This window comes from Streptomyces sp. SN-593 (assembly GCF_016756395.1).
Taxonomy (GTDB): domain Bacteria; phylum Actinomycetota; class Actinomycetes; order Streptomycetales; family Streptomycetaceae; genus Actinacidiphila; species Actinacidiphila reveromycinica.
The window spans coordinates 4,888,443-4,914,889 of sequence record NZ_AP018365.1 but is presented as its reverse complement, the minus strand read 5'-3'; the positions used below and the strand labels follow the sequence as shown (position 1 = coordinate 4,914,889).

The window sequence follows — 26,447 nt, the reverse complement described above, 5'->3', positions numbered from 1 at the left end:
GATGGCTCTTTTCTGCCCGTGCCGGTCTGGTGGTTCGTGGCGCGCGCGGGGCCCGGTGTCTGGTGGGATGCCGGACCCCGCGCGGGGGCGATCAGGTGCGACTGGCGGACACGGTGCTGGCGACGCGTGCGACGACCTCGGTCCAGTGCCGCCCGCAGGCCGGGTAGTCGTAGCGGAGGTTGGGTCCGAGGTGGACGCTGACGACGTGCACCGCGAGGGCGGGGCAGCCGCCGCACCGGTAGCCGGGCCGGTTGTGGGGCGAGTCGGGCCCGTCGGGGCAGTCACACCAGGTGCAGCGCTTCTTGCCGTCGGCCGCCGTGATCGCGACCGGGACGGTGCCCGGGTCGAGGGCGGCTTCGCGGGCGGCGGCGAGGGTCTGGTCGGACAGGAACGTGTCCTGCGGAGTACGGGTCACGACGACTCCCCGTTTCCGCGGTGGAACGCGCCGGCCAGGCCGTCGGCGACCTGCTGGCGTGCGACCTCCCGCGAGGGGAGCGGCCCGTTGGCGCGGATGAGATCGGCGAGAGTCCCGCCCGGCTGCACGGTCCCGTCGTCTCCGAGCAGTACGGTCTCGAACTTCTCGGCGAGCCCGCTCTCGATGGCGGCCAGTCGCAGCGACGGGAGGATGTTCTCCATCAGCTCGTCGCCCCACGGCCCGCTGAGCGCGATGTCCATGGCGACCTGCCAGTTGCAGACCGGGACCTGGTGGGAGGTGCCGTCGCCGCTGTAGACGGTGTACTCGTCCACACGCGGCGGCACGGGCGGTTCTGCTGCGGCTTCGGCGATCTCGCCGTCGCGGATCTCGGCCCACAGCTCGGGGGTGGCTCCGGCGAGCTTGAGGACTTCGTGGACGAAGAACCAGTCGCCGTCGCCGTCGGTCGGGTCGGCGAGGACATGGCTCAGCTCGCCCAGGCCCATGAACGCGGTGACCTTGCTGATGTCGGGGATGAGCCGGTTGTGGCGCTCGGCGAGGTCGCAGATCGACATCAGGGTGCGTGCGCTGTGCTTCTTCAGTCGGCCCGCCGCGCGGTCGCGTCGGACGGCGGCCCGGTAGTGCGCGGGGAGCGCGGGCAGCGGGGTGCTGACGGGCTCGATCATCCCTGCATCTCCTTGCGGCTTCCGGGTCCCCAGCCGGGCATCTCCGGCGGCTCGGGCTGGCCCTTGAGACGGGCCGGGGTGTGGTTGGGGCAGCGCATCCCCGGCAGGTAGTGGCGGACCCCGTCAACCACGCGGCAGTAGCGGAGTTCGGCGCCGATCCAGTGCGAGCACGAGCCGTCCGTCGGGCGGATCTCCGGCCGGGCGGCCGGGGTGTCGTCCCCGGCCGCCGTGGTGGTGGGCTCGCTCATGCCGCGGCCCTTCGGCTGTTCCCGTGGACGGCGAGGCGGATGGCGACGCGCTGCTCGTCCGAGAGGGGCGGCGCCTGGTCGACGATGGCGACGATGCGCGCCCAGTACGCAGCGTTCCGCTCAGGGTCGTCGAACCGCACCGGCCGGGCCGGCAAGGCCGCGGGCACTGGCTGCTTGATCGGCGCGGTCACTTCGCACCGCCCTGGAGCTGGGTGCGCATCCGGACGAGGCCGGCGCGCAGCACGTCGAGGGAGTCGATGAGCTGCCCGACCTGGTCGGCGTTCAAGACCATCTCGTCGTACTGGTCGACGCCGAGCCACACGTTCGGGGCGTCGTACTGGTCGGCGCCGTACACCTGCGCCTGCATGATCGACGTGCCGCCGATGCCGGGGTCGACGCCGACCGGGAGGGGCACGGTGACGTTGGCGCCGTAGTGCTCCAGCCCGTCGCCGGACGTGTCGTGCTGGACGCACCAGTCGTACTTGCCGCAGAACCGGGTCGCGGTACTCACGCGACCACCTGCGCGGTAGCGGCCTTGCGGGCCTGCTCGGCGCGCATGATGTCGCCGACCTGGTTCATGACGCCGGGGGCGTCGTTGTGGGTGAGGATCAGGTCGACGATCGCGTCCCACATCGCGGTCATGTTCGGGTCGTCGTCGGCGCGGCGGTGGGACTCGATGCGGCGCAGGTCGCGGTAGGTGGCCGGGCTGATCGCGTGGTACTCGCCGCTGCCCGCGATGTAGATGTTGATGAACACCTCGACCTGGTCGCGGGTGGTCTGCGCGGGGTCCCAGCCGAGGTGGTAACGGCCGGTGCTCTTGACCTCGCGGTAGACGATGACGGTGCCCTCGTCGAGGGGGCACTCCTCGATGACGACGCGGGGCCAGGTGAGGCGTTCGCGGACGTTGAGCGCGTCGGCCTTGGCGAGGCGCGCGATCTCGGCGAGGGGGAAGCTGCGCCCCCGCTTGTCGGCGTCGGCCATCTGCTCGGACAGGGCGTCGAGGTGGACGCGCCCGTCCGGCGCGAACAGCGGCCGCCGGTCGGTCCGGGTGGTCGGCGCGGCGAGCGCCGTGAGAGCCTTGGTCATAGTGGTACCTGCGGTTCTTCTACTTGCTGGTGGACGTGCTGAGGTACTGCCGGACAGGCGGCGTCGAGGCGGCAACCTCGGCGTCGTCGTCGTTTCCGATGAGGCCGAGCCACTTCCAGGCGTCGACGGTGCGCACGTACTTGGTGCGGCCGACGCGCAGGATCTCGATGGGCAGGTCTCCGCTGGCGGCGAGCTGGTAGCCCGTCGAGGCGGGGATGCCGATGGCCTCGGCGAAAGTGCGGATGTCCATGAGCGGCGGCTGGTGGGCGAGGATCTGCCCGATGTTCCAGCCGCGCCGGCGGACGGTGTCGGTGGCGGCCTGGACCGCCTCGGCGGCCGTCACGCCGACTCCTGCTCGGCGAGCTTCTGCTCGAAGCGGTCCAGCTCGGCCTGGGTGTACAGCACCCTGCGGCCGACCTTGATGCCCTTCGGGCCGTACCCGATGTGGCGCCAGTAGCGGATCGTGCTCGGAGCCGTGCGGTACCGGGCGGCGACATCGTCCGTGGTCAGGTACTGCGTCTGGTGGTTGGCAAGCGGGGTCGCCACCATCCCACCCCCTTACGGTGTTGGCGTTGAACACCATGAGTATGTACCCGGCGATGGTGTAGCGCAACAACAACGCCAGGTTGTAGCGTGTAGTGCATGAAGGATGTTGATTGCGTTGGCTGACCGCCGCGAAGGGACCTCCCCGGCCGAGTCTGCCTTCATCGAGCAGATGAAAGTGCGCCGGTCGATCCTTGGACTTTCCCAAGGAGATGTAGCCGAGCGAGTAGCCGCACTGGGCGGAAATATGTACCAGCAGACCATTGCGAAACTAGAGTCCGGACAACGAGCCCTGAAGTTGTCCGAGGCGGATATCTTGGCAAAAGCGCTCGGCACGACAGTGCACGAAATGATCGCCGATGGATACACTCCCCACCCAGACCTTGGAATCAAGGATTCGATGAATAAAGATCTTCTCGAAGAGGAGATCGGGACCGTGTTGAGACTGCTGCATGAGGCGGAAGCCGAACGTGAACACGCACGCGTGGCCTACATGCACGCGCTCGATGACCAGAGCAGGGCGCAGCACATCGCCATGGCGACCCGGGCGGCAGAACGGGCCGCCGACGAGAGATCAAATTCGCTGAGAATCAAGTACGAACGGCTAACGAAACAGCTCGCCGACTGGAGAGAGTACGAGCAGAGAACTGGTAATCCGGCGCGTCCACGAAAGCGAGGACCGGGCTTCGTCGGGCTGAAAGAAGAGCCATAGATGAATCGAAAGGTGGGTCCAGAGTGAAGGGTTCGACGTATCGCCGCTGCTACTGCCGCGGTGAGGACGGTAAACCGCTGGGGAAGGCGTGCCCGCAGCTCACGTCACGGCGGCACGGCGTGTATGCGGTCCGGCAGGAGCTGCCGCCGCGCGAGGACGGGACCCGGCGGTCGTTCTCCCGCTCCGGGTACGAGACGGCGAAGGACGCGCAGTCGGCCCTCGACGCCGTGCGGGCCCTGCTCGCCCTGCCGGACGCCGACGACGTCGAAGCGCAGACCCAGGTCGGCGACCTCCTGGAGGGCGTCTCCAAGGACAAGGACGCGCCGCTGCCGGCCCTCGCGGAGATCCGCCGCCGTCTCCAGTACGGGCAGAAGCTCACCTCCGCCATGACCGTCGGCGACCTGCTCGACGAGTGGCTGGAGGCCAAGCGGAAGACGAAGCGGGCCACGACCGTCAACAACTACGCCTCGCGGGTCGAGTACCACCTGCGCCCCGGGCTCGGGCACTACCGGCTCGACCGGCTGAACGTCGGGCACTGCCAGGCGTACTTCGACGCCATCGAGGACGCGAACGAGGCGATCCGCGCGGAGAACGCGGCCCGGCGCGACCAGACCGCGCGGGCGACCTGGGGGAAGCGGTCCCGGCCGCCGGCCGCCGAGCGGGAGCGCCTGGACGCCGAGCGGGCCAAGCTGGCGGAGATGCCACCGTTCCGCCGCATCACCGGGCCGGCGACCAAGCTCGAAGTCCGCAACACCCTGCGGTCCGCGCTGAACTTCGCGATCCGCAGGCAGTACATCACCTTCAACCCGGCCGCGTTCGTCGAGATGGAGACCGTGCGCCGCGCCAAGGGGCAGTTGTGGACGGCCGAGCGCGTCGCGCACTGGGAAGAGACCGGGCAGAAACCCGGGCCGGTGATGGTGTGGACGCCGTCGCAGCTCGGGGCGTTCCTCGATGCCGCCGAGGACCATCGGCTGTACGCGCTGTTCCATGTCGTCGCCCACCACGGCCTGCGGCGCGGCGAAGCGGTCGGACTGGACTGGCGCAACATCAACTACGCCGCCCGCACCCTCGCAGTGGCGCGGGAGATCGTCCGTGACGGATACACCCCGATCGAGACCGAGCCGAAGACGGACGGCTCGGCGGCCGAGGTGAGGATCGACTCCGGCACCGTGGCCGTGCTCCAGGCGCACCGCGAGCGGCAGTCGGCCGAGCGTGTGCAGCGGGAGGCGGACCGGCTGCCGTGGACGGACACGGGCAAGGTCTTCGTCCAGGAGGACGGGACGTGGCTGCATCCCGACTCGGTGTCCGACGCCTTCCAGGAGATCCGCGAGGCGGCCGGTCTGCCGCCGATCAACCTGCGGGACTTGCGGCATGGGGCGGCGGCGTTGGTGAAGGCCGGCGGCGGGGACCTGCACGACGCGAAGGTGAAGCTGCGGCACAAGACGATCGTCTTGACCAGCGACACTTACATGGAGTTGTTCGAGGAGTACGCGGACGAGCTGACGGAGCGCTCGGCGGCGGCGGTACCGCGTGCGCGGAAGGCTCCGGACGGCACATCCGCTCACGCATCGCTCACGCAGACGCCCTCGGAGTGATCTACGCCGCAGGCCACTTGCGCGGTGACCTGGGCGAAGTTGGAGCCCCCTGTCGGGTTCGAACCGACGACCTACGCTTTACAAGAGCGTCGCTCTGGCCAGCTGAGCTAAGGAGGCGCGGGGGCAAGTGTACCGGGCCGGGGGTGCCCGGGGCGGGGAAAATCCTGCCCCAGGGGCTGGTGACAAGAGGGAAATCGGCAGGTAGCGTCGCGGTGGGCCCGCTGACGAGGCGGGTCCGCTCGGTTTGGCGGAACACCTCCGGAGCTGCTCCGGGAGGTTCCTTTACTCGGATCGTCCGGCACGTTCCTGCCGGTGAAGGGACTGACACAGTCATGGCTACTGTCACGTTCGACAAGGCGACCCGGATCTACCCGGGTGGCGACAAGCCCGCGGTCGACGGGCTCGACATCGAGGTCGGGGACGGCGAGTTCCTGGTGCTCGTCGGCCCGTCCGGCTGCGGCAAGTCGACCTCGCTCCGCATGCTCGCGGGGCTGGAGGACGTCAACGCCGGCGCCATCCGCATCGGCGAGCGCGACGTCACGCACCTGCCGCCGAAGGACCGGGACATCGCGATGGTGTTCCAGAACTACGCGCTGTACCCGCACATGACCGTCGCGGACAACATGGGCTTCGCGCTGAAGATCGCCGGCGTCAACAAGGCCGACATCCGCAAGCGCGTCGAGGAGGCCGCGAAGATCCTCGACCTGACCGAGTACCTCTCGCGCAAGCCGAAGGCGCTCTCCGGTGGTCAGCGGCAGCGTGTCGCGATGGGCCGCGCGATCGTGCGCGAGCCGCAGGTCTTCCTCATGGACGAGCCGCTGTCGAACCTCGACGCGAAGCTCCGCGTGCAGACCCGTACCCAGATCGCCAGCCTCCAGCGCCGCCTGGGCGTCACCACCGTCTACGTCACCCACGACCAGGTCGAGGCCATGACGATGGGCGACCGCGTGGCGGTGCTCAAGGACGGTCTGCTCCAGCAGGTCGACAGCCCCCGCAACATGTACGACCGCCCGGCCAACCTCTTCGTCGCGGGCTTCATCGGCTCCCCGGCGATGAACCTCGTCGAGGTGCCGATCACCGACGGCGGCGTGAAGTTCGGCAACACCGTGGTGAACGTGGCGCGCGACGCGGTGCAGGCCGCGGCCGACAAGGGCGACAAGACGGTCACCGTCGGCGTCCGTCCCGAGCACTTCGACGTCACCTCCGGCGGCGGCGCCTCGGGCCTGTCCAAGGAGGGCCCGGAGGGCCTGGCCGTGACCGTCAACGTGGTCGAGGAACTCGGCGCCGACGGTTACGTGTACGGCTCCGCCGAGGTCGGCGGCGAGCACAAGGACCTGGTGCTCCGCGTCGGCGGCCGCGAGATCCCGGAGAAGGGCGCCGTGCTGCACGTCGTGCCGCGCCCGGGTGAGACCCACGTGTTCGCCACCTCCACCGGCGAGCGCCTCAGCGACTGAGGCCCGGCGCCTCACGGCGGGCGAGCACGCGCGAACGAACGCGGCGGCGGGCCGGTACGTCCACGACGGACGTGCCGGCCCGCCGCCGTTTCGCGGTCTCCCCCGGACGCACCGCATCCGACTCCCCACGCCCTCCCGCGCTCCCGCGTCGGTACCCGCTCCCGCCCCCGCGCAGACACCCGGCATAAATAGTCAAACCCGGCCTTTCGGGTGGGTTCGTCAACACCGTGACTGCGGCTGCCCCGTTTCACCTCCCTCGTCAGAGTGACTAAATGTCGCCAAATCATCACCAGTCGCTACGATCCGATGCGTGAACCAGGTAGCTCGCCGTCTCGGCAAGACATTCGCGCTCGTTCTTCCGGTCGTCCTCGTGCTGTCGGGGACGCTCGCCGTCACCCGCGTGCCGTGGGCCTCCTCGTCGTCGTCGGACGGACAGGTGCTGACCGCGGCGTCGTCGAAGAAGCAGGCATCCCTCGCGCCCCAGGAGGCGCTGCGCCAGAAGCTGCTGGCGGAACTCCAGGAGAAGGACCCGGGCGCGGCCCTGACCGATCTCCAGACGGCCATCACCAAGCAGCCCGGCCTCGCGCGCTACTGCGTGGACATCGCCCGCTCGCTGGGCCGCGCCGCCGTCGCGAAGTACGACGGCGCCGCCAACCGCGCGCAGGCGTGGTCCCGGCCGGTCTGCGACACCTCGTTCGCGACCGGCGTGGCGTCCGTCGGCTGAGGCCGCCCAGGACGACACCCGCCCGACACGACCCCCCGGCACGACCTCGGTATGGCCCCGGTCAGACCAGGTCCACCCCATGAGGCCGGTCGTACGCCTCCGTACGCCCACGGCCCACCCGGGTACGCCCCTAGCCGCCACGCGGCAGACCGACAGCAGACCGATGGCGGACGGACGGCGGCTCCGCAGACGGCGAACCCCCGGACGCGCCCAGGCGTACGGCCCAGCACACAGGGGCCGTACGCCTCCCGTCGCATAAGGTGCGCTGCATGACGCGCGCCTCCCGACTTCCCGGCACCTCCGCCCCCTCCGTCCCGGCCCCGGTCACCCAGGCGGTCCTGCTCGCCGGCGGCCAGGGCTCGCGGCTGCGGCCGTACACCGACGACCGGCCCAAGCCGATGGTGGAGATCCCCGGCACCGGGACGCCGATCATCGGGCACCAACTGGCCTGGCTGGCCGCCGAAGGCGTCACGGACGCGGTGATCTCCTGCGGCCACCTCGCCGAGGTGCTGCAGGAGTGGCTGGACGCGACCCCGCTCCCGCTCAACGTCACCACCGTCATCGAGCGCGAGCCGCTGGGGCGCGGCGGCGGCCTGAAGTACGCGGCCGCCTCCCTGCCCCGCCCCGACGAGCCCTGGTACGCCACCAACGGCGACATCTGGACCCGTTTCCCGCTGAACGAGATGGCCGGGTTCCACGAGGAGCGCGCCGCCGTCGCCACGCTCGCGCTGGCCCGCCCCCGCATCCCCTGGGGCGCCGTGGAGACCAACGAGTTCGGCCAGGTGCTGGACTTCATCGAGGCGCCGCCCTCGCCCTACCTGATCAACGCCGGCGTGTACGTCTTCGCGCCGGAGTTCGCCGCGATGCTGCCCGACCTCGGGGACCACGAGCGGACCACCTTCCCCCGGCTCGCCCGCGAACGCCGGCTCGCCGGCTTCCCGATCCCGCACGGCGCCTACTGGCGGGCCATCGACACCGCCAAGGACCTCAACGAGGCCGCCAAGGAGCTGGGTTCGCAGCAGGGCTGACACGGGCCCGCGCACCCGCGTACTACGGCCGACGCGCCAGGCACCCGCCCCGGACACCCGGCACCCCTTCCCGGACCGGACACCGGCCATCCTCAGCCCGCACGCCGGCCCCCTCGGCCCGGGCGCGGCACCGGACACGTCCGCCCGGGCACGGCACCGGGCACCCTCCGCCCGGCTCCGACACACCACCCTTCCGCCCCGGCCCGGACGAGATCCGCCGCCGGACACGCGCCAGGGGCGCCCCCCGCGGAAGGGGGCGCCCCTGCGTGCTGTTCCGGCCGTCCGGCCCGGGGGTCGGGTCAGGCCGTGTCCTGCGGCGCCCCGGAGTGCCCCGGCCCCGCCGACAGCCCGAGCAGCGGCCCGCTGCCCAGCAGCCCGCCGATCGCGCCCTGCGACGGCTTCGGCGCCGGGGCCGAGGGCGCGGGCGCCTGCGTCGCGACGGGAGGCGGAGCCTGGGTCGCCGGCGCGCTGCCGCCGGAGGAGCCCCCGGAGGAGCCGCCGGACCCGGATCCGGACCCGGAACCGCTACCGGACCCGGTGCCGGTCCCCGTGGAACCGCCGCCGGTGCCGATGGTGGTGTGGGTGCTCTGCGGCGCGCCGCCGCCGGCCGGCGCGTGCGTCGCGCTCGGCGTCGACCCGGGCCGGGCGCCGGACCCGCTTCCGCCGTCCTTGCCCTTCCCGGCCGACGGCGACGGGTCGGCCGGCGATCCCGAGCTCCCCTCGCTGTCCCCGCCGGAGACCTCCGGAAGCGGCGAACCGGGCAGGTTGTTCACCGGGGTCGAGCCGGAGCCGGGCCGGCCGTGCTCCGTGCTGCTGGCACGGACCGCCGCGCCCAGCACCGAACCGATCAGCAGCGTCAGGCCGATGGTGACGGTGGCGAGGACCGTGCCCCGGCGCAGCACGCGCCGCCGCAGGTCCCACAGGGTGACGCGGGGGCCGAGCCGGCGCCAGGCGTCGCTCGCGAGGTGGCCGTCGACCGAGTAGACCGGGGCGCCGGCGATCACCAGCGGGCTCCAGGCGGCCAGGTAGATGAAGTCGGGCGCGTCGTACACCGGGACGGTCCGCCAACTGACGGTGACCAGCAGGGCGATCGAGACGGCGGCGCCGAACACCGCGGCGACCCGCTGCCACAGGCCGAAGACGGTGAGCACGCCCACCACGACCTGGAGGAAGGCGACGGACAGGCCCGCGCCCACCGGGTGGTTGAGCGCCGCGTCGCGCAGCGGCTCGGCGGCCGCCCAGGGGTGCAGCGAGGACAGCCACTTGACCATGGAGCCGCGGCTGCCGCCGTCGAAGTAGACCCGGTCGCACAGCTTGCCCATGCCCGCGTAGATCGACACGAAGCCGAGGAAGACGCGCAGCGGCAGGAGGACGATGCCCAGGTTCATCCGCCGGTGCGGGTAGTAGGCGTGCCGGACGGAGTCGCGCCGCCCGCGCTGGCGGCCGGGGCGGGCCCGCTCGGCGCCGCCGGAGGCGTCCTCGTCGCCGTAGCGGTCGTCGTCGCGGCCGCCGCCGGCGCCGACCAGCGGCTCGTCGTAGGGGGCACGCTGGCCGACCACCGTGGGGACCGCGGCGGGCAGCACGGCGGTCTCGTCGATCCGCGGCAGCACCTGGGTCGCGGCTCCGGCACCCCCCTGCCCGGCCGCGGTGCCGGCCTGCCGGCGCACCGCCTGCGTCAACTCGGGCGAGGTGTGCCCGGACCACACGACGGGCCTGCCGCGCCGCACGGCCGGCATCCGTACCGTGTCCGCGACGGCGAGGGCGCGGGTCGAGGCCGCGCCGAGCTGCACCCGGAAGCTCGCGTGGTTGACGATGACCTGGGCGGGATCGCTCGGCACCCGTGCCATGGTCAGCACGCGCTCATCAAAACCGGGCGTCCCTCCCCCCGTCGAGGTGCGGGGTGTTCTGGTGTCCACACTCATCTAACCGAGTGACGGTCGTTTAGGACACTGCCTGACGGTCCCCCGTCAGACGAGCGGCCGAACCCGGCGGACGGGGTTTCGGCGCGATCCGTTCCCCTCCCGCGTGGATCTCACCGAAATCTCATCCGTTTCCCATGGTGTCACCAAGGCGCCACCAAGATTCGGCCAGCAGGATGCGGTGGACAGTCCAAGTCCACCTTCGTCCGGGAGCGGTGCGATGATCCTGCACGACCCTCGAGTGCGCCGGCTCGCCCGGCGGGTCCGCGTCAAGGCCAGGAGGGTGATCACCGCGCCGCCGCCGGTCCTCGGGCCCGAGGCCACCCGCCTGGTGCCCGAGCCCGTGTTCGTCATCTCCTCGATCCGTTCCGGCTCGACGCTGCTGCGGGTGCTGCTCAACAGCCACCCCGACATCCGCGCCCCGCACGAGATGCACCTGCGGACCCTCACCCTGTCGTACTCCGAGCCCTACACCGAGAAGGCGATGGGGCTGCTGGAGCTGGACCAGCGGGAGCTGGAGCACCTGCTGTGGGACCGGGTGCTCCACCGCGAGCTGGTGCGCAGCGAGAAGAAGGTCATCGTCGACAAGACACCCGGCAACGCCGAGTTGTGGCAGCGGCTGCACGAGGCGTGGCCCAAGGCCCGGTTCGTCTTCCTGCTGCGCCACCCGGCCTCGGTGGTCGCCTCGCAGATGGACTCACGCCCGGACAAGGGCATCGACTGGACGGTCCGCCACATCCGCCGCTACGTGGAGCGGGTCGACGCCGCCCGCGACGCGCTCGACGGCATCACCGTGCGCTACGAGGACCTGACCGCCGACCCGGAGGCGGAGTGTCGCCGCTTGTGTACCTACTTGGGCGTCGAGTTCACGCCCAAGATGGTGCGGTACGGGCGCAAGGACCACGGCCCGTTCCAGGTCGCGATGGGTGACTGGAGCGACAAGATCAAGTCGGGACGGATCCAGGAGCCGCGGCCGCTGCCGAGCCCCGAGGACGTGCCGGAACCCCTGCGGGCGATCACCCGCAAGTGGGAGTACCCCTGCTGAGCACCCGCGGCAGCCACCGCGGGAGCGCTCGGGTCCGGACGCCCCCGCGGTAGGACGGCCCCCTTCGGTAAGGGGCGCCCGTCCTGGGAGACGGCCCTTACGCGCGGCGGCGGGACGCCTCGTACAGCACCACGCCCGCCGCGACGCCCGCGTTGAGGGACTCCGCGCCGCCCGGCATCGGGATCCGCACCCGCACGTCGCACGTCTCGCCGACCAGCCGGGACAGCCCCTTGCCCTCGGAGCCGGCCACCACGACCACCGGACCGTCGAGCAGTTCCAGGTCCTGGAGCTCCAACTCCCCGTCCGCGGCCAGCCCGACGACGGTCAGCCCCGCCTTCTGGTACGCCTCCAGGGTGCGGGTGAGGTTGGTGGCGCGGGCCACCGGCACCCGGGCGGCGGTACCCGCCGAGGTCTTCCAGGCGCCCGCGGTCATCCCCGCCGCGCGCCGCTCGGGCACCACCACGCCGTGCCCGCCGAAGGCGGCCACCGAGCGCACCACGGCACCGAGGTTGCGCGGGTCCGTGACGCCGTCGAGCGCCACGATCAGCGGGTCCTCGCCGCGGCCGGTCGCGGCGGCCACCAGGTCCTCGGGGTGGGCGTACTCGTAGGGCGGGATCTGGAGCACCAGGCCCTGGTGGTTCAGGCCCGAGGTGATCCGGTCCAGCTCCGGGCGCGGCGCCTCCAGCAGCGGCACCCCGCGGTCGGTGGCGAGCGTCACCGCCTCACGGACCCGGTCGTCGTTGTCGATGTACTGCTGGACGTAGACGGCCGTCGCGGGGATGTCGGCGCGCAGCGCCTCGACCACCGGGTTGCGGCCGACCACCATCTCCGAGGTCGACTTGGCGCCGCGCCCCGAGGGGCGGCGGGACTGGGCAGACACCGTGGACCGGGCCTGCGCGTTCGCGATCCGGTTCTTCTTGTGGCCCTTGCGCGCCTCGGCTGGCGGCGTCGGGCCCCTGCCCTCGAGGCCCTTGCGGCGCTGCCCGCCACTGCCGACCGTGGCGCCCTTCTTGTTGGACGTACGGCGGTTCCTGCGCTGGCTGTTGCCGGCCATCGGACTCTCTCACTTCTTCGGTCGAACGCTTCAAGGCTCCACGGGTCCCGCGAGCCGGTGAACGGGTCAGCCCCTGAGCGTCCAGCGCGAGCCGGTCGGGGTGTCCTCGATCTCCAGTCCCGCCTGGACGAGCTGGTCGCGGATGGCGTCGGCGGTGCCGTAGTCCTTGCGGGAACGCGCGGACTGGCGCTGCTCCAGGACCAGCCGGACCAGGGAGTCGACGACGCCGTGCAGGTCGTCGCCGCCCTCGGCGCTGCTCCAGTGCGGGTCGAGGGGGTCCAGACCCAGTACTCCGAGCATCGCACGGACCTCGGCCAACCGCGCGACCGCCGTCTCCTTGTCGTCGGCGTTGAGCGCGCTGTTGCCCTGCCGGACCGTGGTGTGCACCACGGCCAGCGCCTGCGGGACGCCCATGTCGTCGTCCATCGCCTCGGCGAAGGCCGGCGGCACCTCGGCGGCCGGCTCGACCGCCCCCGCCTTCTCCACCACCCGCTGCGCGAAACCCTCGATCCGGGCGAACGCCGACTCGGCCTCGCGCAGGGCCTCCTCGCTGTACTCGATCATCGACCGGTAGTGCGGGGTGCCCAGGTAGTAGCGCAGCACGATCGGCCGCCAGCGCCGCACCATCTCGGAGACCAGCACCGAGTTGCCGAGCGACTTGCTCATCTTCTCGCCGCTCATGGTGACCCACGCGTTGTGCACCCAGTAGCGGGCGAACTCGTCGCCGAACGCCTTCGCCTGGGCGATCTCGTTCTCGTGGTGCGGGAAGATCAGGTCGATGCCGCCGCCGTGGATGTCGAAGACGCCGCCCAGGTACTTGTGGGCCATCGCCGAGCACTCCAGGTGCCAGCCGGGCCGGCCGCGGCCCCACGGGGTCTCCCAGGACGGCTCACCGGGCTTGGCGGCCTTCCACATCGCGAAGTCCCGCTGGTCGCGCTTGCCGGTCTCGCCCTCGCCCTCGGGCTGCCGCAGGTTGTCCAGTTCCTGGTTGGACAGCTCCAGGTAGCCGGGGTACGAGCGCACGTCGAAGTAGACGTTGCCGTCGGCCTCGTAGGCGTGGCCGCGCTCGATCAGGCCGCGCATCATCTCGACCATCTCCGGCACGTGGCCGGTGGCGCGCGGCTCGTACGTCGGCGGGAGGCAGCCCAGCGCGTCGTAACCGCTGGTGAAGGCGCGCTCGTTCTCGTACCCGATGGCCCACCAGGGGCGGTCCTGCTCGGCCGCCTTCCTGATGATCTTGTCGTCGATGTCCGTCACGTTGCGCACGAAGCTCACTTCGTAGCCGCGGTGGGCGAACCAGCGGCGCATGATGTCGAAGTTCAGCCCGGACCGGATGTGGCCGATGTGCGGGGCCGCCTGCACGGTGGCGCCGCACAGGTAGATCGAGACGCGGCCCGGCGTGAGCGGGGCGAAATCACGAACCTGGCGCGCGTTGGTGTCGTACAGGCGAATGGTCACGGCACAAGGGTAGTGGGAGATGTCCCGTGCCCCGCGCCCCTGGGCGAAGTGCACATACGGCGGACACATAACGGCTCGCGTGGGAGCGCGCCCGAAGGCGCCCGCCGGAGGCGTGTCCGGCGGGGCGTGTCCGGCGGGCCCTCGCGGACGGCCGCGTCAGGACCCGCCCGGGCCGCTCCGCACGACCAGCGCCGTGGCGATCGCCGCGAGTCCCTCGCCCCGGCCGGTGAAGCCCAGCCCGTCGGAGGTGGCCGCGCTGACGAAGACCGGGGCGCCCACGGCCTCGGCCAGCACCCGCTGCGCCTCCTCGCGCCGCTTCCCGATCTTCGGCCGCTTCCCGACCACCTGGACGGCGACGTTGCCGATCGTGAAGCCCGCGTCCCGGACGATCCGCGCGGCCTCGGCCAGCAGTGTCAGCCCGGACGCGCCGGCCCACTGCGGCCGCCCGGTGCCGAAGTGGGCGCCGAGGTCGCCCAGGCCGGCCGCGGAGAACAGCGCGTTGCACGCGGCGTGCGCGACCACGTCGGCGTCGGAGTGGCCGGCCAGCCCGCTCCCCTCGCCCTCCCACCTCAGGCCCGCGCACCACAGCTCGCGGCCCTCCTCGAAGGCGTGGATGTCGGTGCCGACGCCGACCTGCGGCAGCGGCGGCGCCCCGGTCCCGTACGCGCCCGTGACGGTCGGCTGCTCAGCGGTCATGGCCCCTCCTGCGGGCGAGTACGGCCTCGGCGAGCACGAGGTCGAGCGGGCGGGTCACCTTGAACGCCTCCTCGTGTCCGGGCACCACCCGGACCGGCAGGCCGAGCTGCTCGACCATGCTCGCGTCGTCCGTCACGTCCTCGGTGACGGTGGCGTGCGCCTTGGCGAGCACCGCGCGGTCGAAGCCCTGCGGGGTCTGCACGGCGCGCAGCAGGGCGCGCTGCGGGGTGCCGGTGACCGCGCCGGTCGCCGGCTCGACGCTCTTGACGGTGTCGGCCAGCGGCAGGCCGGGGACGACGGCCGGCGCGCCGGCGCGCACCGCCTCGACGACGCCCTCGACGGTCCCGACGGGCACCAGGGGGCGGGCCGCGTCGTGGACCAGCACCACGTCGACGTCGTCGGGCAGGGCGGCCAGGCCGAGCCGCACCGATTCCTGCCGGCTCTCCCCGCCGGGCACGACGGTGACAGTGGTCACACCGGCGGTCCCGGGGGCTTCGTGGGAGTCGAGCAGCGCCCGCACCTCGGCCGCGCCCTCCGGCGGGGCGACCACCACGATGACCTGCACGGCTTCGGCCGCGGCCATCGCTCGGACGGCGTGGACGAGCATCGGTACCCCGCCCAGGGTGCGCAGCGCCTTGGGCGCGCCGGGGCCCAGCCGGACGCCACGTCCGGCGGCGGGAATGACAGCTGCGGTACGCAGGTTTGTGTCCTTGTGTCAGATGGGTATCGCACTCAGAGTGCCTGGCGCGGTGTTCTTCCGGACCCCTTCCGTGACCTCCGGAGGACCGTCGCCGCCGCGGCACGGCGGGCATGCCGTGGCATCAGCATGCCGCAGCACCCGGTCGTCCTGCTGAACCGGGTGCCACGGCAGGTCCCCCGGGGGTGGCCGGGGGGTGCGTCTGCGTAAGTCGGTACGTCACATGGGGCGGCGTGGGGTGGCACACCGGCAAGGACGTGACACGAGAACGTCCGAAGAGGGACGGTCTTACGACGCGAGGACCTCGTCGAGCAGCGTCTCGGCCTTGTCCTCGTTGGTGTTCTCGGCCAGTGCCAGTTCGCTGACCAGGATCTGTCGCGCCTTGGCGAGCATGCGCTTCTCACCCGCCGACAGGCCGCGCTCGCGCTCGCGGCGCCACAGGTCGCGCACGACTTCCGCGACCTTGATCACGTCGCCGGACGCGAGCTTCTCGAGATTCGCCTTGTAGCGGCGGGACCAGTTGGTGGGCTCCTCGGTGTACGGCGCGCGCAGCACCTCGAAGACCCGGTCCAAACCGTCCTGACCGACCACGTCGCGCACGCCGACGAACTCCGCATTGTCCGCGGGCACGCGCACCGTCAAGTCGCCCTGGGCGACCTTGAGCACCAAGTAGGTCTTGTCCACGCCTTTGATCTGGCGAATTTCGATCGCTTCGATCAGCGCGGCCCCGTGATGGGGATAGACCACGGTGTCGCCAACCTTGAACGTCATGTGACAGGTACCCCTTCCGTGGCTATCCAGGGTAACACGGGAACGGCGTCTTCTGAATGGCGTTTCCGCAGGTCAGGGCATATCTCGGGGCTTGACAAGCGCCCCCGGAACGTGCTGGAGGGGACCTCCGGGGCGGGGTATCCGCAGGTCGGAGCGGGTATGCGCCGGGGGCGAAACGTGCCCGTTACGACCCCCGGCGGCCCCGAACACGGGGCGATACGTCCCGATTCGTCCCTCCTGCAGGAGTGCGTCCTCGCTACGCCGTTCGTGCCGATGGCCGGTTACCGGCCCTCCGAAGATCGAATTTTGCCCGATCATGGAAAAGGCGCACCGGCCCCGCCCCGGGCGCGTCGCTAATCAACCCGCCCTAATGGCGGGGCCGGTGCGCGGCCGAGAGCACCGCGTCGGTAATGTAAGGCCGCTGGAAGATCTTCCGTAACCTGCCCAAGGAGATGCCGCCGCCGTGGTCCGCAGCATCCGTCGCGGCGCTGTCGCCGCCGTACTCGCGCTCTCGATCGCGCCCCTCGCCGCCGCCTGCTCGGCGGGCAACGACGCGCAGACGCTGGGGGTCCACCCGGACAGCGACTCAGGGTCGGCGGGCAGCGTGAAGGTGCAGAACGCCTTCGTGCTCACCGACCCGAGCGGTCCGGCGACCATCACCGCCCGCCTGTTCAACAACGGTTCGTCCGCCCAGAGCCTGCAGTCCGTGCAGATCGGCGGCACCACGATGGCCCAGCTCAAGGGCTCGAACGGCGAGTCGACGATCAGCGTGCCGGCGCACGGCAGCGTGCTGCTCGGCGGCAAGGGCAACCCGGCGGCCGTCCTGACCGGAGGCGGCGAGGCGCTGCGCGACGGCGACGTCCAGAACGCCGTCTTCTCCTTCAGCTCCTCCGGCGCGGTGAAGATGAACGTCAACGTGACGCCGGCGAGCAGCTACTTCGCGCCGTACGGCCCCGGCTCGCTGCCCACCACCGCGGCGCCGACGAAGCCGGCCACCCCGGCGACCCCGACGACCGGCGGCACGCCGACGACGGGCAGCACCCCGACCGGTTCCGCGACGCCCACGTCGTGAGGCGCGCGCCCGCGTCGTAGGGGCGCGCCCAGGAACGTGAGGGGGCCGGCACCTGGTGCCGGCCCCCTCACGTTCCTGGCGGCTCACGTTCCCGGCGGCCGCGCCCGCGGGGAGGCGGCGGGCCGTCCTACGGCTCGAACTTGTAGCCGAGGCCGCGGACCGTCACCAGGTAGCGCGGCGCGCCCGGGTCCGGCTCGATCTTCGCGCGCAGCCGCTTGACGTGGACGTCGAGGGTCTTGGTGTCGCCGACGTAGTCAGCGCCCCAGACCCGGTCGATGAGCTGCATCCGGGTCAGCACCCGCCCGGCGTTGCGCAGCAGCATCTCCAGCAGGTCGAACTCCTTCAGCGGCAGGTCCACCTTGCCGCCTCCGACGGTGACCACGTGCCGGTCCACGTCCATCCGGACCGGGCCGGCCTCCAGCGCGGCCGGCGAGACCTCCTCCGGCTCGCCCCTGCGGCGCAGCACCGCGCGGATGCGGGCGACCAGCTCGCGGGAGGAGAAGGGCTTGGTCACGTAGTCGTCGGCCCCTATCTCCAGGCCGACCACCTTGTCGATCTCGCTGTCCTTGGCGGTCACCATGATCACCGGGACGTTGGACTTGAGCCGGAGCTGGCGGCAGACCTCGGTGCCGGGCAGGCCGGGCAGCATCAGGTCGAGCAGTACCAGGTCGGCGCCGTTGCGCTCGAACTCGTCCAGCGCGTCGGGCCCGGTCGCGGAGATCGCGACCTCGAAGCCCTCCTTGCGGAGCATGTACGACAGCGCGTCGCTGAAGGACTCTTCGTCCTCTACGACGAGTACGCGGGTCACGGGAGGACCTCCGGGGCGGGGATGTGTTCGGGGAGGGTCTGGAAGAGCTTGTCGTCCGTCGGTTCCTCGACGGCGTCGTCGTCCTGCTCGTCCGGGTCGGAGCGCTCGGGGGGGTCGGAGCGGTCCGCCGGGTGGGAGCGGCGGCCGGAGCGGTCCGGCCCCGCGCCCGCTTCCGGGGAGCGGCCGCGGGCCGCCTCCGGCAGCCGCAGCGTGAAGGTGGAGCCCTGTCCCTCGACGCTCCACACCGTGACCTCCCCGCCGTGCGAGGCGGCCACGTGCTTGACGATGGACAGGCCGAGGCCGGTGCCGCCGGTGGCCCGCGAACGCGCCGGGTCGACCCGGTAGAAGCGCTCGAAGACCCGCTCGCGGTCCCGCTCGGAGATGCCGATGCCCTGGTCCGTCACGGAGATCTCGATCCGGTCCCCTCCCGACCCGCTGATCCTGCGGCCGGCTATGCCGACCCGGGTGCGGGCCGGGCTGTAGTTGACGGCGTTCTCGACGAGGTTGCCGAGGGCGGCGGCGAGCTGGCCGCGGTTGCCCCAGATGTACAGGTCGGGGGTGGTGCCGGTGGCCATGGTGATCTGTTTGGAGTTGGCGGGCTGCCGGCAGCGGTCGACGGCCTCGGCGACGAGGTCGTCCACGGCGACCGGCTCGGCGTCGACGAGGGCGTCGTCGTCCTGGACCCGGGACAGGTCGATGATCTCCTGTACCAGGCTGGTCAGCCGGGTGGCCTCGATCTGCATGCGGCCGGCGAAGCGGTTGACCGCCTCGGGGTCGTCGGAGGCGTCCATCACCGCTTCGGAGAGCAGCGACAGGGCGCCGACCGGGGTCTTCAGCTCGTGGCTGACGTTCGCCACGAAGTCACGGCGCACCGCCTCGATGCGGCGCGCCTCGGTCAGGTCCTCCACCAGCAGCAGCACCAGCCGGGAGCCCAGCGGGGCGACCCGGGCGGAGACCGCCAGCCCTTCGCCCCGCCCGGCGCCGCGGCGCGGCAGGTCGAGCTCGACCTGCCGTATCTCGCCGTCCCGGCGGGTCTCGCGGGCCATCTGGAGCATCTGGTCGACGGCCAGCCGGCCGCCGCGGACCAGCCCGAGGGCGTACGCCGCCGAGCTGGCCTTGACCACGGTGTCGCCCTCGTCGAGGACGACGGCGGAGGAGCGGAGCACGGACAGGACGGTGTCCACGCCCGGCGGTAGTACAGCGGTCATGTTGTCGGTCCGTAGCGCTTTGCGGGTGGGGCGGGCCTGCTCCCGCTCGCTCCACCGGAACGCGAGAACGGCGCTGGCGCCGGTCAGCAGACCGGCTATCGCGCTGGCTGCGGCCACTGCCGCGTTCACGTCCACAGCTACAGGTTAGGTGGCCTGTTCAATCGCTTTACAACCCTGCGAACGAGCTCTCGGATGTACGTTGCCAAGAGTTCACCTTGAGGTTGGTCCGGATTCACCTGCGATGCGCGATCGGTACGCGTACGGCCATCAGCGTGTGAGCGTGGCGGAGAAGCCTCTCCCTTGAGCACACGTTTCCGGCCACGGCACGTGTGCCCTCGGCCTGTACGGAAGGAAAGCGATGCGGGACGCATACCACGAGGAGCTGGACTCGATCGGTGACGGGCTGGTCGAGATGGCCCGGCTGGTCGGGTCCGCGATAGGCCGGGCCACCACCGCGATGCTGGACGCGGACCTCAAGGTCGCGGAGAGCGTGATCGCCGCGGACGAGAAGGTGGACGACCTCCAGCGGGAGCTGGAGAACCGGGCGATCACCCTGCTCGCCCGGCAGCAGCCGGTCGCCACCGACCTGCGGATCGTCGTGACGAGTCTGCGGATGAGCGCCGACCTGGAGCGGTCCGGTGACCTGGCGCGGCACGTGGCCAAGCTCACCCGGCTGCGCTTCCCGGAGACGGTGGTGCCGCGCGACCTGCACAGCACCATCCTGGAGATGGGCCAGCTCGCCCAGCGGCTGATGGCGAAGGCCGCAGAGGTGATCATCACCAAGGACGTCGACGACGCGCTCCAGTTGGAGGCGGACGACGACCGCATGGACGAGCTGCACCGCACCCTCTTCCAGCACCTCCTGGACGACCGCTGGAAACACGGCATCGAGACCGCGGTCGACGTCACCCTGGTCGGGCGGTACTACGAGCGCTTCGCCGACCACGCGGTGTCGGTGGCCAAGCGCGTGGTCTACCTGGTGACCGGCGAGCACGCGGACGAGCTGAGCCCGGCGCCGTCGTCCGCCGAGGGCGTGTGACGGCGGCGGACCGACCAGGGAGGCGGGGCCGCCGCGGGGCACGGCCGGCGGTCGGGAAGGGGGCGCGCGAGGTGCGGGCGGGCGCCCGGGATGCCCTTGTGCGCCCTTGAAACACCGGTACGCGCCGGGTTCACTGGTGGTCAGGCAAGCCTGAGGAGGGTGTCACCGATGCCGCAGTCCCCCACCGCACCGCCCGCCCGCGACCGCCTCACTCCGGACGCCGCGCCCCCGCTGCGCATCCCGCTCCCCCTGGTGGCCGCCTGCGGCTGCGGTTCGGGCTGCGGCTGCGGCTGCCAGTCCGGCGGCCCCTGCCAGTGCAGCGGCTGCACCCACTAGTTCGCGTCGTTCACCCGTGCGTGGGCCCCGCCCGGTCGACCGGGCGGGGCCCACGCACGCTCGGGCGGCGGGTCAGCCGCGCGTCACATTGGCGGTCAGCCGCCGCAGCAGGTCCCTGATCTGCGCGGTCTGCCGCGCGTCGAGGCCCATCGCGTCGCCCATCGCCGGCGGCACCTCCGCGGCCCGCTCCCGGAGCAGGACGCCCTCGGGGGTGAGGGTGACCAGCACCGAGCGCTCGTCGTCGGGGCGGCGCTCGCGCCGGACCAGCCCGTTCGCCTCCAGGCGCTTCAGCAGCGGGGTCAGGGTGCCGTAGTCGAGTTGGAGCGCGGCGCCGAGTTCCTTCACGGCGACCGCTTCGTGCTCCCAGAGCACCAGCATCACCAGGTACTGCGGGTAGGTCAGCCCCAGGGCGTCGAGCAGCGGCCGGTAGCGCGCGGTGACGGCGCGGGAAGCGGCGTAGAGCGCGAAGCACAACTGGTCGTCCAGGAGCAGGGTCGCGGGCGCGGCCCCGGAGTCCGGTCCGTCCGCCGCCCGCTCGGCCGCCCCGCTCACCGCGGCCGCCGCCTGCGTGTCGCTGTTGGCCATCGCGCCTCCTCCGTTGGTTTCGCGGGCTCCAGGCTACTGCTCACCACGCGACCGAGGACAGAGGACACGATTCGATGGCCCACGATTACCTCACCACCGTTTAACTTGCACACGAGGCAATCGCGTCATAGTCTCTTGCTCACGAGGTTCCGCGGACGACGCGGGGCCCGAACCGCAGGGAGGAACACCATGACCACCGCACCCGCCGCAGGCGCCGCCGACTACACGCCCCGCTCCCCGGTCCTCGAACCGGCCGCCGCGGCCTTCGCCGAAGCCACCTCCAAGCCGCCGTTCCTCTACCAGTTGCCGCCGGCCGAGGGACGGGCCGCCGTGGACGAGGTGCAGGCGGGCGACACCCCGAAGCCGGCCGTCGACGAGGAGTGGGTGACCGTGCAGGGCGGCCCCACCGGCAGCGTGCGGGCCCGGATCGTCCGCCCGCAGGGGGCCGAGGGCCCGCTGCCGGTGGTCCTCTACATCCACGGCGCGGGCTGGGTGTTCGGCAACGCGCACACCCACGACCGGCTGGTGCGGGAGCTCGCCGTCGGGACCGGGGCGGCCGTGGTCTTCCCCGAGTACGACCGCTCGCCCGAGGCGCGCTACCCCGTCGCCATCGAGCAGAACTACGCCGTCGCGCGGTGGATCGGCACCGAGGGGGCGGGGCACGGCCTGGACCCCGAGCGGATCGCCGTCGCCGGCGACTCGGTCGGCGGGAACATGGCCGCGGCCCTCACCCTCCAGGCCAAGGAGCGCGGGGACGTCCGACTGCGCCAGCAGGTGCTCTTCTACCCGGTCACCGACGCGTCGTTCGACACCGAGTCCTACCACCGGTTCGCCACCGGCTACTTCCTGGCCCGCGAGGGCATGCAGTGGTTCTGGGACCAGTACACGACCAGCGAGGCCGAGCGGGCCGAGATCACCGCGTCGCCGCTGCGGGCCACCACCGAGCAACTGGCCGGCCTGCCCCCGGCCCTGGTGATCACCGGCGAGGCGGACGTCCTGCGCGACGAGGGCGAGGCGTACGCCAACAAGCTGCGCGCCGCCGGGGTGCCGGTCACCGCGGTGCGCTACCAGGGCATCATCCACGACTTCGTCATGGTCGACGCGCTGCGCGGGACCCACGCCGCCGAGGCCGCGATCACCCTCGCGGTGGACACCCTCCGCGCCGCCCTCCGCCCCTGACCCCCGTCCCGGCCCCGGGCCTGGGCCCGGCTCCAGGACGCGACCGTGCCCCCTGCCCGCGGGAGAAGTCGCGGACAGGGGGCACGGTCGAGCCGGAGCGGACTACTTCTTGCCCTGGTTCTTGACCGCTTCGATCGCGGCGGCCGCGGCGTCGGGGTCGAGGTAGGTGCCGCCGGGGGTGACCGGGCGGAAGTCGGCGTCGAGGTCGTAGGACAGCGGGATGCCCGTGGGGATGTTCAGGCCCGCGATGTCGGCGTCGGAGACGCCGTCGAGGTGCTTGACCAGCGCGCGCAGCGAGTTGCCGTGGGCGACCACCAGCACCGTGCGGCCGGTGAGCAGGTCGGGCACGATGCCGTCGTACCAGTACGGGAGCATCCGGTCGACGACGTCCTTGAGGCACTCGGTGCGGGGCCGCAGCTCCGGCGGGATGCTCGCGTAGCGCGGGTCGTCGGACTGGGAGAACTCACCGCCGTCGGCGAGCACGGGCGGCGGGGTGTCGTAGGAGCGGCGCCAGAGCATGAACTGCTCCTCGCCGAACTCCGCGAGGGTCTGCGCCTTGTCCTTGCCCTGGAGCGCGCCGTAGTGCCGCTCGTTCAACCGCCAGGAGCGCCGGACCGGGATCCAGAGGCGGTCGGCCGATTCGAGGGCGAGCTGCGAGGTGCGGATCGCGCGCTTGAGCAACGAGGTGTGCAGCACGTCGGGGAGCAGGCCGGCGTCCTTGAGCAGCTCGCCGCCCCGGACCGCCTCCTTCTCGCCCTTGTCGTTGAGGTTGACGTCCACCCAGCCGGTGAAGAGGTTCTTCGCGTTCCACTCGCTCTCGCCGTGGCGGAGGAGGATCAGCTTGTACGCAGCAGCAGCCATGCCCCGAGCGTAATGGAGATCGGCGGGCGCCCTTCGACCGCCCTGCCCCGCCCCTCCGCCGCCCCGCACCCGCGCCGCAGCCGTCGCGATCCGGCCTCGCCCCGCCTCCCCACGTAAGGCGTGAAATCGTGAAGCGGGCCTTACGACTCGGTGAGGTGGGCGAACGCGTCGAGGTTGCGGGTGGACTCGCCGCGGGACACGCGCCAGGCGTACTCCTTGCGGATCGCCGACGCGAAGCCGATCTCCAGCAGCGCGTTGAAGGGGCCGTCCGCGTTCTCCAGGACCGCGCCGAGCAGCCGGTCGACCTCCTCCGGGGTGACCGCGGCCAGCGGCAGCCGGCCGGTGAGGTAGACGTCGCCCAGCCGGTCGACGGCGTAGGCGACGCCGTAGGTGCGGAGGTTGCGTTCGAGCAGCCAGCGGTGGAAGGCGTCGTGGTTCTCGTCCGGGTGGCGGATCACGAAGGCGTTGAGGGAGAGGGTGTGCTCGCCCACGATGAGCTGGGTGGTCGTGGACAGCTTGCGGGTGCCCGGGAGTTGGGTGACGTAGGTGCCCGCGCGGGGCGACTCCCACGGGAGTTCGGCCTCGCGCAGCGCCTGCTCCACCGCCGCGCGGGCCCGGGCGGCGGGGGCCGCCGCCGATCCCTTCGGTGCGGAGGACTGTGGGGACCCGGGCCGCTCCGGGGAATCGTCAGCCATGGGCCGATCGTAGGTGACGGCGGTACTCCTGTTGCGCTGCCGCGTACACGTCGGCGGTGTGCGCCGCCGCCGCGTCCCAGCCGAAGCCGCGGGCGTGCCGGGCCGCGGCCGCGCCGAGGCCGTCCGCGAGCTGCGGGTCGTCCACGAAGCGCCGCAACACCTCGGCATAGTCCCGGGGGTCGTGCCCGGGAACGAGGAAGCCGGTCCGGCCGTCGGCGACCGCGACCGGCAGACCGCCGACCGACGCGGCGACCACCGGCGTGCCGCACGCCTGGGCCTCGATCGCGACCAGCCCGAACGACTCGCTGTAGGACGGCATGACGAGCACGGTCGCCGCGCGGTACCAGTCCGCGAGCTGCTCCTGGTCCACCGGCGGCCGGAACCGGACGACGTCGCACACCCCGAGCCGCGCGGCCAGCTTGTGCAGCGCCTCGGGCCTGGTCAGCCCGCTGCCGCTGGGACCGCCGACGATCGGCACCACCAGCCGGTCGCGCAGCGAGGGGTCGCGCTCCAGCAGCACCGCCGCCGCCCGGACCAGCACGTCCGGTGCCTTCAGCGGCTGTATCCGGCCGGCGAACAGCGGGATCACCGCGTCCTGCGGCAGTCCGAGCCGCTGCCGGGCGGCGGCGCGGCCGCCGGCCTCGGGCCGGAAGCGGTCGAGGTTCACCCCGGGGTGCACCACCGCGACCCTGTCGGGCTCCGCGTCGTAGTGCCGCACCAGTTCGGCGGCCTCCTCGTCGGTGTTCGCGATCAGCCGGTCCGCCGCGGCGACCACCTGCGTCTCACCGATCACCCGGGCGGTCGGTTCGGGGCAGTCGTCGTCGGCCAGCGCCGCGTTCTTCACCTTCGCCATCGTGTGCATGGCGTGCACCAGGGGGACGCCCCAGCGCTCGGCGGCCAGCCAGCCGACGTGGCCGGAGAGCCAGTAGTGGGAGTGCACCAGGTCGTAGTGGCCGGGGCGGTGGCCGGCCCACGCCTGCATGACGCCGTGCGTGAACGCACACAGCTGCGCCGGCAGGTCCTCCTTGGCGAGCCCTTCGTACGGTCCCGCGTCCACGTGCCGCACCAGCACGCCGGGGGCCAGCTCGACCACGGCGGGCGCGTCGCCGGTGGTGGCCCGGGTGAAGATCTCGACCTCGACGTTCTGCTCGGCCAGCCGCCGGGCCAGCTCCACGATGTACACGTTCATGCCGCCGGCGTCGCCGGTGCCCGGCTGGTGCAGGGGGGAGGTGTGCACGCTCAGCATCGCCACCCGCCGCACCCGGCGTCCGCCCGCCCACCGCTTGTAGAGGGCCCCGCGGCGGGCGGCGAGCCGGGACGTGTGCGTGGTCACCATGCGATCCTTCCGGCAGCCGTACGTTCGTCGTCAACCCGCGTCAACATCGGAACCGGCGATTCCATTTCCGGCCGGCCGAACCGATGCCCGGTCGTTACGGGGCGGGCAGGGCCCTTCCCGCGGGGCGAGCCCCTCCGAGCACCCCGCCGACCCGCCGGCGGGCATGCGCGGCCGGGCGCCGCGGCGGCCCCGGATCGGCGGGCCCGCACACCGCTTCTACCCTCGTTCCATGAGCGGCAGGCACCCGACCGGCGCGGTGGGCACAGTGGGCACGGTCACCAGGGGCACCACCAACCCCAACCGGCTGCGCCGCATGGACCGGTGGATCGCGGCCACCCTCGCCCGGGAGCTGCGCGGCGCCGCCGACCCGCTCGCCGTCGACCTCGGCTACGGCGCCGCGCCCTGGACCGCCGTCGAGCTGCTGGGACGGCTGCGGCGGGTACGGCCGCAGGCCGAGGTGGTCGGCGTGGAGATCGATCCCGCCCGGGTCGCCGCCGCGCTCCCCTACACCCGCGACGGACTGGCCTTCCTGCACGGCGGCTTCGAGCTCCCGCTGCCTGGCGGCCGCCGCCCGCTGCTGATCCGCGCGGCGAACGTCCTGCGGCAGTACGACGAGGCCGAGGTGGCGGGCGTGTGGGCCGCGCTCCGGGGCCGGCTGGCACCCGGCGGCCTCCTGGTGGAGGGCACCTGCGACGAGATCGGGCGCCGGCACGTCTGGGTCGCGCTCGGGCCGGAAGGCCCGCGCAGCGTCACCTTCGCGACCCGGCTCGGTTCGCTCGACCGCCCGTCCGACCTCGCCGAACGGCTGCCGAAGGCGCTCATCCACCGTAATGTGCCGGGTGAGCCGGTCCACGCGTTCCTCACGGCCTTCGACCGCGCCTGGGCCACCGCGGCTCCCCTGTCCGCGCTCGGCGCCCGCCAGCGCTGGATCAGGGCGGTCGGCGACCTGCGGGGGCAGGGGTGGCCGGTGCTCGACGGGCCCGCCCGCTGGCGGCAGGGCGAGGTCACGGTGGCGTGGACGTCCGTCGCGCCCGCCGGCTGAGCGGGCCCGGGGCTCATGGGCCGAGAAGCCGACAGGCCGCCGGATCGGCTGATCGGGCGGATCGGCGGATCAGCGGATGCAGGCTGATCGGATGCCGGCCGACCGGGTGAACGACCTCGGCGAACGGGTGAGCCGGGCAGATGGGCCGGACGGGTGAG

31 protein-coding genes and 1 tRNA gene are annotated in these 26,447 nt (G+C 72.3%); 11 read left to right on the top strand and 21 right to left on the bottom strand.

Annotated features, from left to right (window positions below; genetic code table 11):
• Positions 1-91: 91 nt before the first annotated feature.
• From RVR_RS20635 to RVR_RS20600, 8 genes are read right to left on the bottom strand one after another with little or no spacing between them, the layout of a single operon-like run.
• On the bottom strand, positions 92-415 hold the full coding sequence (locus RVR_RS20635) for a hypothetical protein (RefSeq protein WP_202235258.1): 324 nt from the start codon (positions 413-415) through the stop codon (positions 92-94).
• Complete coding sequence (locus RVR_RS20630; RefSeq protein WP_202235257.1) at positions 412-1,098, bottom strand: hypothetical protein; 687 nt, start codon at positions 1,096-1,098, stop codon at positions 412-414. The genes RVR_RS20635 and RVR_RS20630 overlap by 4 nt, the downstream gene beginning before the upstream one ends.
• On the bottom strand, positions 1,095-1,346 hold the full coding sequence (locus RVR_RS20625; RefSeq protein WP_237404872.1) for a hypothetical protein: 252 nt from the start codon (positions 1,344-1,346) through the stop codon (positions 1,095-1,097). Before RVR_RS20625 ends, RVR_RS20630 begins: the two co-directional genes overlap by 4 nt.
• Positions 1,343-1,537, bottom strand: coding sequence for a hypothetical protein (locus RVR_RS20620; protein ID WP_202239705.1), 195 nt, complete (start codon positions 1,535-1,537; stop codon positions 1,343-1,345). The genes RVR_RS20625 and RVR_RS20620 overlap by 4 nt, the downstream gene beginning before the upstream one ends.
• The gene (locus RVR_RS20615; protein WP_202235256.1) at positions 1,534-1,857 is read right to left on the bottom strand and encodes a DUF6907 domain-containing protein; all 324 of its coding nucleotides are present in this window, start codon (positions 1,855-1,857) and stop codon (positions 1,534-1,536) included. Before RVR_RS20615 ends, RVR_RS20620 begins: the two co-directional genes overlap by 4 nt.
• Positions 1,854-2,432 carry a hypothetical protein gene (locus RVR_RS20610; protein ID WP_202235255.1) on the bottom strand — a complete coding sequence of 193 codons (579 nt, stop codon included), beginning with the start codon at positions 2,430-2,432 and terminating at the stop codon, positions 1,854-1,856. The genes RVR_RS20615 and RVR_RS20610 overlap by 4 nt, the downstream gene beginning before the upstream one ends.
• A gap of 19 nt (positions 2,433-2,451) precedes the next feature.
• Entirely contained in the window at positions 2,452-2,775 is a 324-nt protein-coding gene (locus RVR_RS20605) for a hypothetical protein (RefSeq protein WP_202235254.1), read from the bottom strand.
• Complete coding sequence (locus tag RVR_RS20600; RefSeq protein ID WP_202235253.1) at positions 2,772-2,981, bottom strand: helix-turn-helix transcriptional regulator; 210 nt, start codon at positions 2,979-2,981, stop codon at positions 2,772-2,774. The genes RVR_RS20605 and RVR_RS20600 overlap by 4 nt, the downstream gene beginning before the upstream one ends.
• A 100-nt stretch (positions 2,982-3,081) precedes the next feature.
• Here RVR_RS20600 and RVR_RS20595 point away from each other — a divergent pair, with 100 nt between their 5' ends.
• Together RVR_RS20595 and RVR_RS20590 are read left to right on the top strand one after the other, a co-directional pair.
• Entirely contained in the window at positions 3,082-3,687 is a 606-nt protein-coding gene (locus RVR_RS20595) for a helix-turn-helix transcriptional regulator (RefSeq protein WP_202235252.1), read from the top strand.
• A 23-nt stretch (positions 3,688-3,710) separates the two neighbouring features.
• A complete protein-coding gene (locus RVR_RS20590) occupies positions 3,711-5,282 on the top strand; it encodes a tyrosine-type recombinase/integrase (protein WP_202235251.1) in 1,572 nt (523 codons plus the stop codon).
• A gap of 40 nt (positions 5,283-5,322) precedes the next feature.
• Here the strand turns inward: RVR_RS20590 and RVR_RS20585 are convergent.
• Positions 5,323-5,399, bottom strand: a tRNA-Thr gene (locus tag RVR_RS20585).
• Between the two features lie 215 nt (positions 5,400-5,614).
• On the opposite strand from RVR_RS20585, the gene RVR_RS20580 reads away from it, so the two are divergent.
• From RVR_RS20580 to RVR_RS20570, 3 genes are all read left to right on the top strand, one after another.
• Positions 5,615-6,736 (top strand): ABC transporter ATP-binding protein, encoded by a 1,122-nt coding sequence (locus RVR_RS20580; protein ID WP_202235250.1) that lies wholly within the window; start codon positions 5,615-5,617, stop codon positions 6,734-6,736.
• Between the two features lie 310 nt (positions 6,737-7,046).
• On the top strand, positions 7,047-7,460 hold the full coding sequence (locus tag RVR_RS20575; protein ID WP_202235249.1) for a hypothetical protein: 414 nt from the start codon (positions 7,047-7,049) through the stop codon (positions 7,458-7,460).
• 269 nt (positions 7,461-7,729) lie between these two features.
• Entirely contained in the window at positions 7,730-8,488 is a 759-nt protein-coding gene (locus RVR_RS20570) for a nucleotidyltransferase family protein (RefSeq protein WP_202235248.1), read from the top strand.
• Between the two features lie 299 nt (positions 8,489-8,787).
• Here the strand turns inward: RVR_RS20570 and RVR_RS20565 are convergent, their stop codons facing one another.
• On the bottom strand, positions 8,788-10,410 hold the full coding sequence (locus RVR_RS20565; RefSeq protein ID WP_202235247.1) for a DoxX family protein: 1,623 nt from the start codon (positions 10,408-10,410) through the stop codon (positions 8,788-8,790).
• A 217-nt stretch (positions 10,411-10,627) separates the two neighbouring features.
• On the opposite strand from RVR_RS20565, the gene RVR_RS20560 reads away from it, so the two are divergent.
• Positions 10,628-11,452 (top strand): sulfotransferase family protein, encoded by an 825-nt coding sequence (locus tag RVR_RS20560; RefSeq protein ID WP_202235246.1) that lies wholly within the window; start codon positions 10,628-10,630, stop codon positions 11,450-11,452.
• Between the two features lie 97 nt (positions 11,453-11,549).
• Here RVR_RS20560 and rlmB read toward each other — a convergent pair whose 3' ends face one another.
• From rlmB to RVR_RS20535, 5 genes are all read right to left on the bottom strand, one after another.
• On the bottom strand, positions 11,550-12,506 hold the full coding sequence (rlmB, locus tag RVR_RS20555; RefSeq protein WP_202235245.1) for a 23S rRNA (guanosine(2251)-2'-O)-methyltransferase RlmB: 957 nt from the start codon (positions 12,504-12,506) through the stop codon (positions 11,550-11,552).
• A 66-nt stretch (positions 12,507-12,572) separates the two neighbouring features.
• The gene (gene cysS, locus RVR_RS20550) at positions 12,573-13,964 is read right to left on the bottom strand and encodes a cysteine--tRNA ligase (RefSeq protein ID WP_202235244.1); all 1,392 of its coding nucleotides are present in this window, start codon (positions 13,962-13,964) and stop codon (positions 12,573-12,575) included.
• A gap of 156 nt (positions 13,965-14,120) precedes the next feature.
• On the bottom strand, positions 14,121-14,660 hold the full coding sequence (gene ispF, locus RVR_RS20545; RefSeq protein ID WP_202235243.1) for a 2-C-methyl-D-erythritol 2,4-cyclodiphosphate synthase: 540 nt from the start codon (positions 14,658-14,660) through the stop codon (positions 14,121-14,123).
• On the bottom strand, positions 14,650-15,360 hold the full coding sequence (ispD, locus tag RVR_RS20540) for a 2-C-methyl-D-erythritol 4-phosphate cytidylyltransferase (protein ID WP_202238832.1): 711 nt from the start codon (positions 15,358-15,360) through the stop codon (positions 14,650-14,652). The genes ispF and ispD overlap by 11 nt, the downstream gene beginning before the upstream one ends.
• A 285-nt stretch (positions 15,361-15,645) precedes the next feature.
• Positions 15,646-16,128: a CarD family transcriptional regulator gene (locus RVR_RS20535; protein ID WP_103889522.1), complete on the bottom strand. Its 483-nt coding sequence runs from the start codon at positions 16,126-16,128 to the stop codon at positions 15,646-15,648.
• A 463-nt stretch (positions 16,129-16,591) separates the two neighbouring features.
• Between RVR_RS20535 and RVR_RS20530 the strand changes: the two genes are divergently transcribed.
• On the top strand, positions 16,592-17,200 hold the full coding sequence (locus tag RVR_RS20530; RefSeq protein WP_202235242.1) for a DUF461 domain-containing protein: 609 nt from the start codon (positions 16,592-16,594) through the stop codon (positions 17,198-17,200).
• Between the two features lie 127 nt (positions 17,201-17,327).
• On the opposite strand, the gene phoP is transcribed toward RVR_RS20530, so the two are convergent.
• Together phoP and phoR are read right to left on the bottom strand one after the other, a co-directional pair.
• The gene (gene phoP, locus RVR_RS20525) at positions 17,328-18,008 is read right to left on the bottom strand and encodes a two-component system response regulator PhoP (protein WP_202235241.1); all 681 of its coding nucleotides are present in this window, start codon (positions 18,006-18,008) and stop codon (positions 17,328-17,330) included.
• Entirely contained in the window at positions 18,005-19,351 is a 1,347-nt protein-coding gene (phoR, locus tag RVR_RS20520) for a two-component system sensor histidine kinase PhoR (RefSeq protein WP_202235240.1), read from the bottom strand. The genes phoP and phoR overlap by 4 nt, the downstream gene beginning before the upstream one ends.
• Positions 19,352-19,574: 223 nt before the next feature.
• Here phoR and phoU point away from each other — a divergent pair, with 223 nt between their 5' ends.
• Positions 19,575-20,255, top strand: a complete 681-nt coding sequence (gene phoU / locus RVR_RS20515; protein ID WP_202235239.1) for a phosphate signaling complex protein PhoU — start codon at positions 19,575-19,577, stop codon at positions 20,253-20,255.
• Positions 20,256-20,423: 168 nt separating this feature from the next.
• A complete protein-coding gene (locus tag RVR_RS20510) occupies positions 20,424-20,591 on the top strand; it encodes a hypothetical protein (protein WP_202239703.1) in 168 nt (55 codons plus the stop codon).
• A gap of 72 nt (positions 20,592-20,663) precedes the next feature.
• Here the strand turns inward: RVR_RS20510 and RVR_RS20505 are convergent, their stop codons facing one another.
• Positions 20,664-21,176 (bottom strand): MarR family winged helix-turn-helix transcriptional regulator, encoded by a 513-nt coding sequence (locus tag RVR_RS20505; protein ID WP_202235238.1) that lies wholly within the window; start codon positions 21,174-21,176, stop codon positions 20,664-20,666.
• A 189-nt stretch (positions 21,177-21,365) separates the two neighbouring features.
• Here RVR_RS20505 and RVR_RS20500 point away from each other — a divergent pair, with 189 nt between their 5' ends.
• Positions 21,366-22,355: an alpha/beta hydrolase gene (locus RVR_RS20500; RefSeq protein ID WP_202235237.1), complete on the top strand. Its 990-nt coding sequence runs from the start codon at positions 21,366-21,368 to the stop codon at positions 22,353-22,355.
• Positions 22,356-22,457: 102 nt separating this feature from the next.
• Here the strand turns inward: RVR_RS20500 and RVR_RS20495 are convergent, their stop codons facing one another.
• The 3 genes from RVR_RS20495 to mshA all read right to left on the bottom strand — a co-directional run bounded on the left by RVR_RS20495 (position 22,458) and on the right by mshA (position 25,247).
• Complete coding sequence (locus RVR_RS20495; protein WP_202235236.1) at positions 22,458-23,216, bottom strand: phosphoglyceromutase; 759 nt, start codon at positions 23,214-23,216, stop codon at positions 22,458-22,460.
• A gap of 140 nt (positions 23,217-23,356) precedes the next feature.
• Positions 23,357-23,911, bottom strand: a complete 555-nt coding sequence (locus tag RVR_RS20490; RefSeq protein WP_202235235.1) for a type III secretion system chaperone family protein — start codon at positions 23,909-23,911, stop codon at positions 23,357-23,359.
• Positions 23,904-25,247 carry a D-inositol-3-phosphate glycosyltransferase gene (gene mshA / locus RVR_RS20485; RefSeq protein WP_202235234.1) on the bottom strand — a complete coding sequence of 448 codons (1,344 nt, stop codon included), beginning with the start codon at positions 25,245-25,247 and terminating at the stop codon, positions 23,904-23,906. The genes RVR_RS20490 and mshA overlap by 8 nt, the downstream gene beginning before the upstream one ends.
• A 229-nt stretch (positions 25,248-25,476) precedes the next feature.
• Between mshA and RVR_RS20480 the strand changes: the two genes are divergently transcribed.
• Positions 25,477-26,289: a class I SAM-dependent methyltransferase gene (locus RVR_RS20480; RefSeq protein WP_202235233.1), complete on the top strand. Its 813-nt coding sequence runs from the start codon at positions 25,477-25,479 to the stop codon at positions 26,287-26,289.
• Positions 26,290-26,447: the final 158 nt, after the last annotated feature.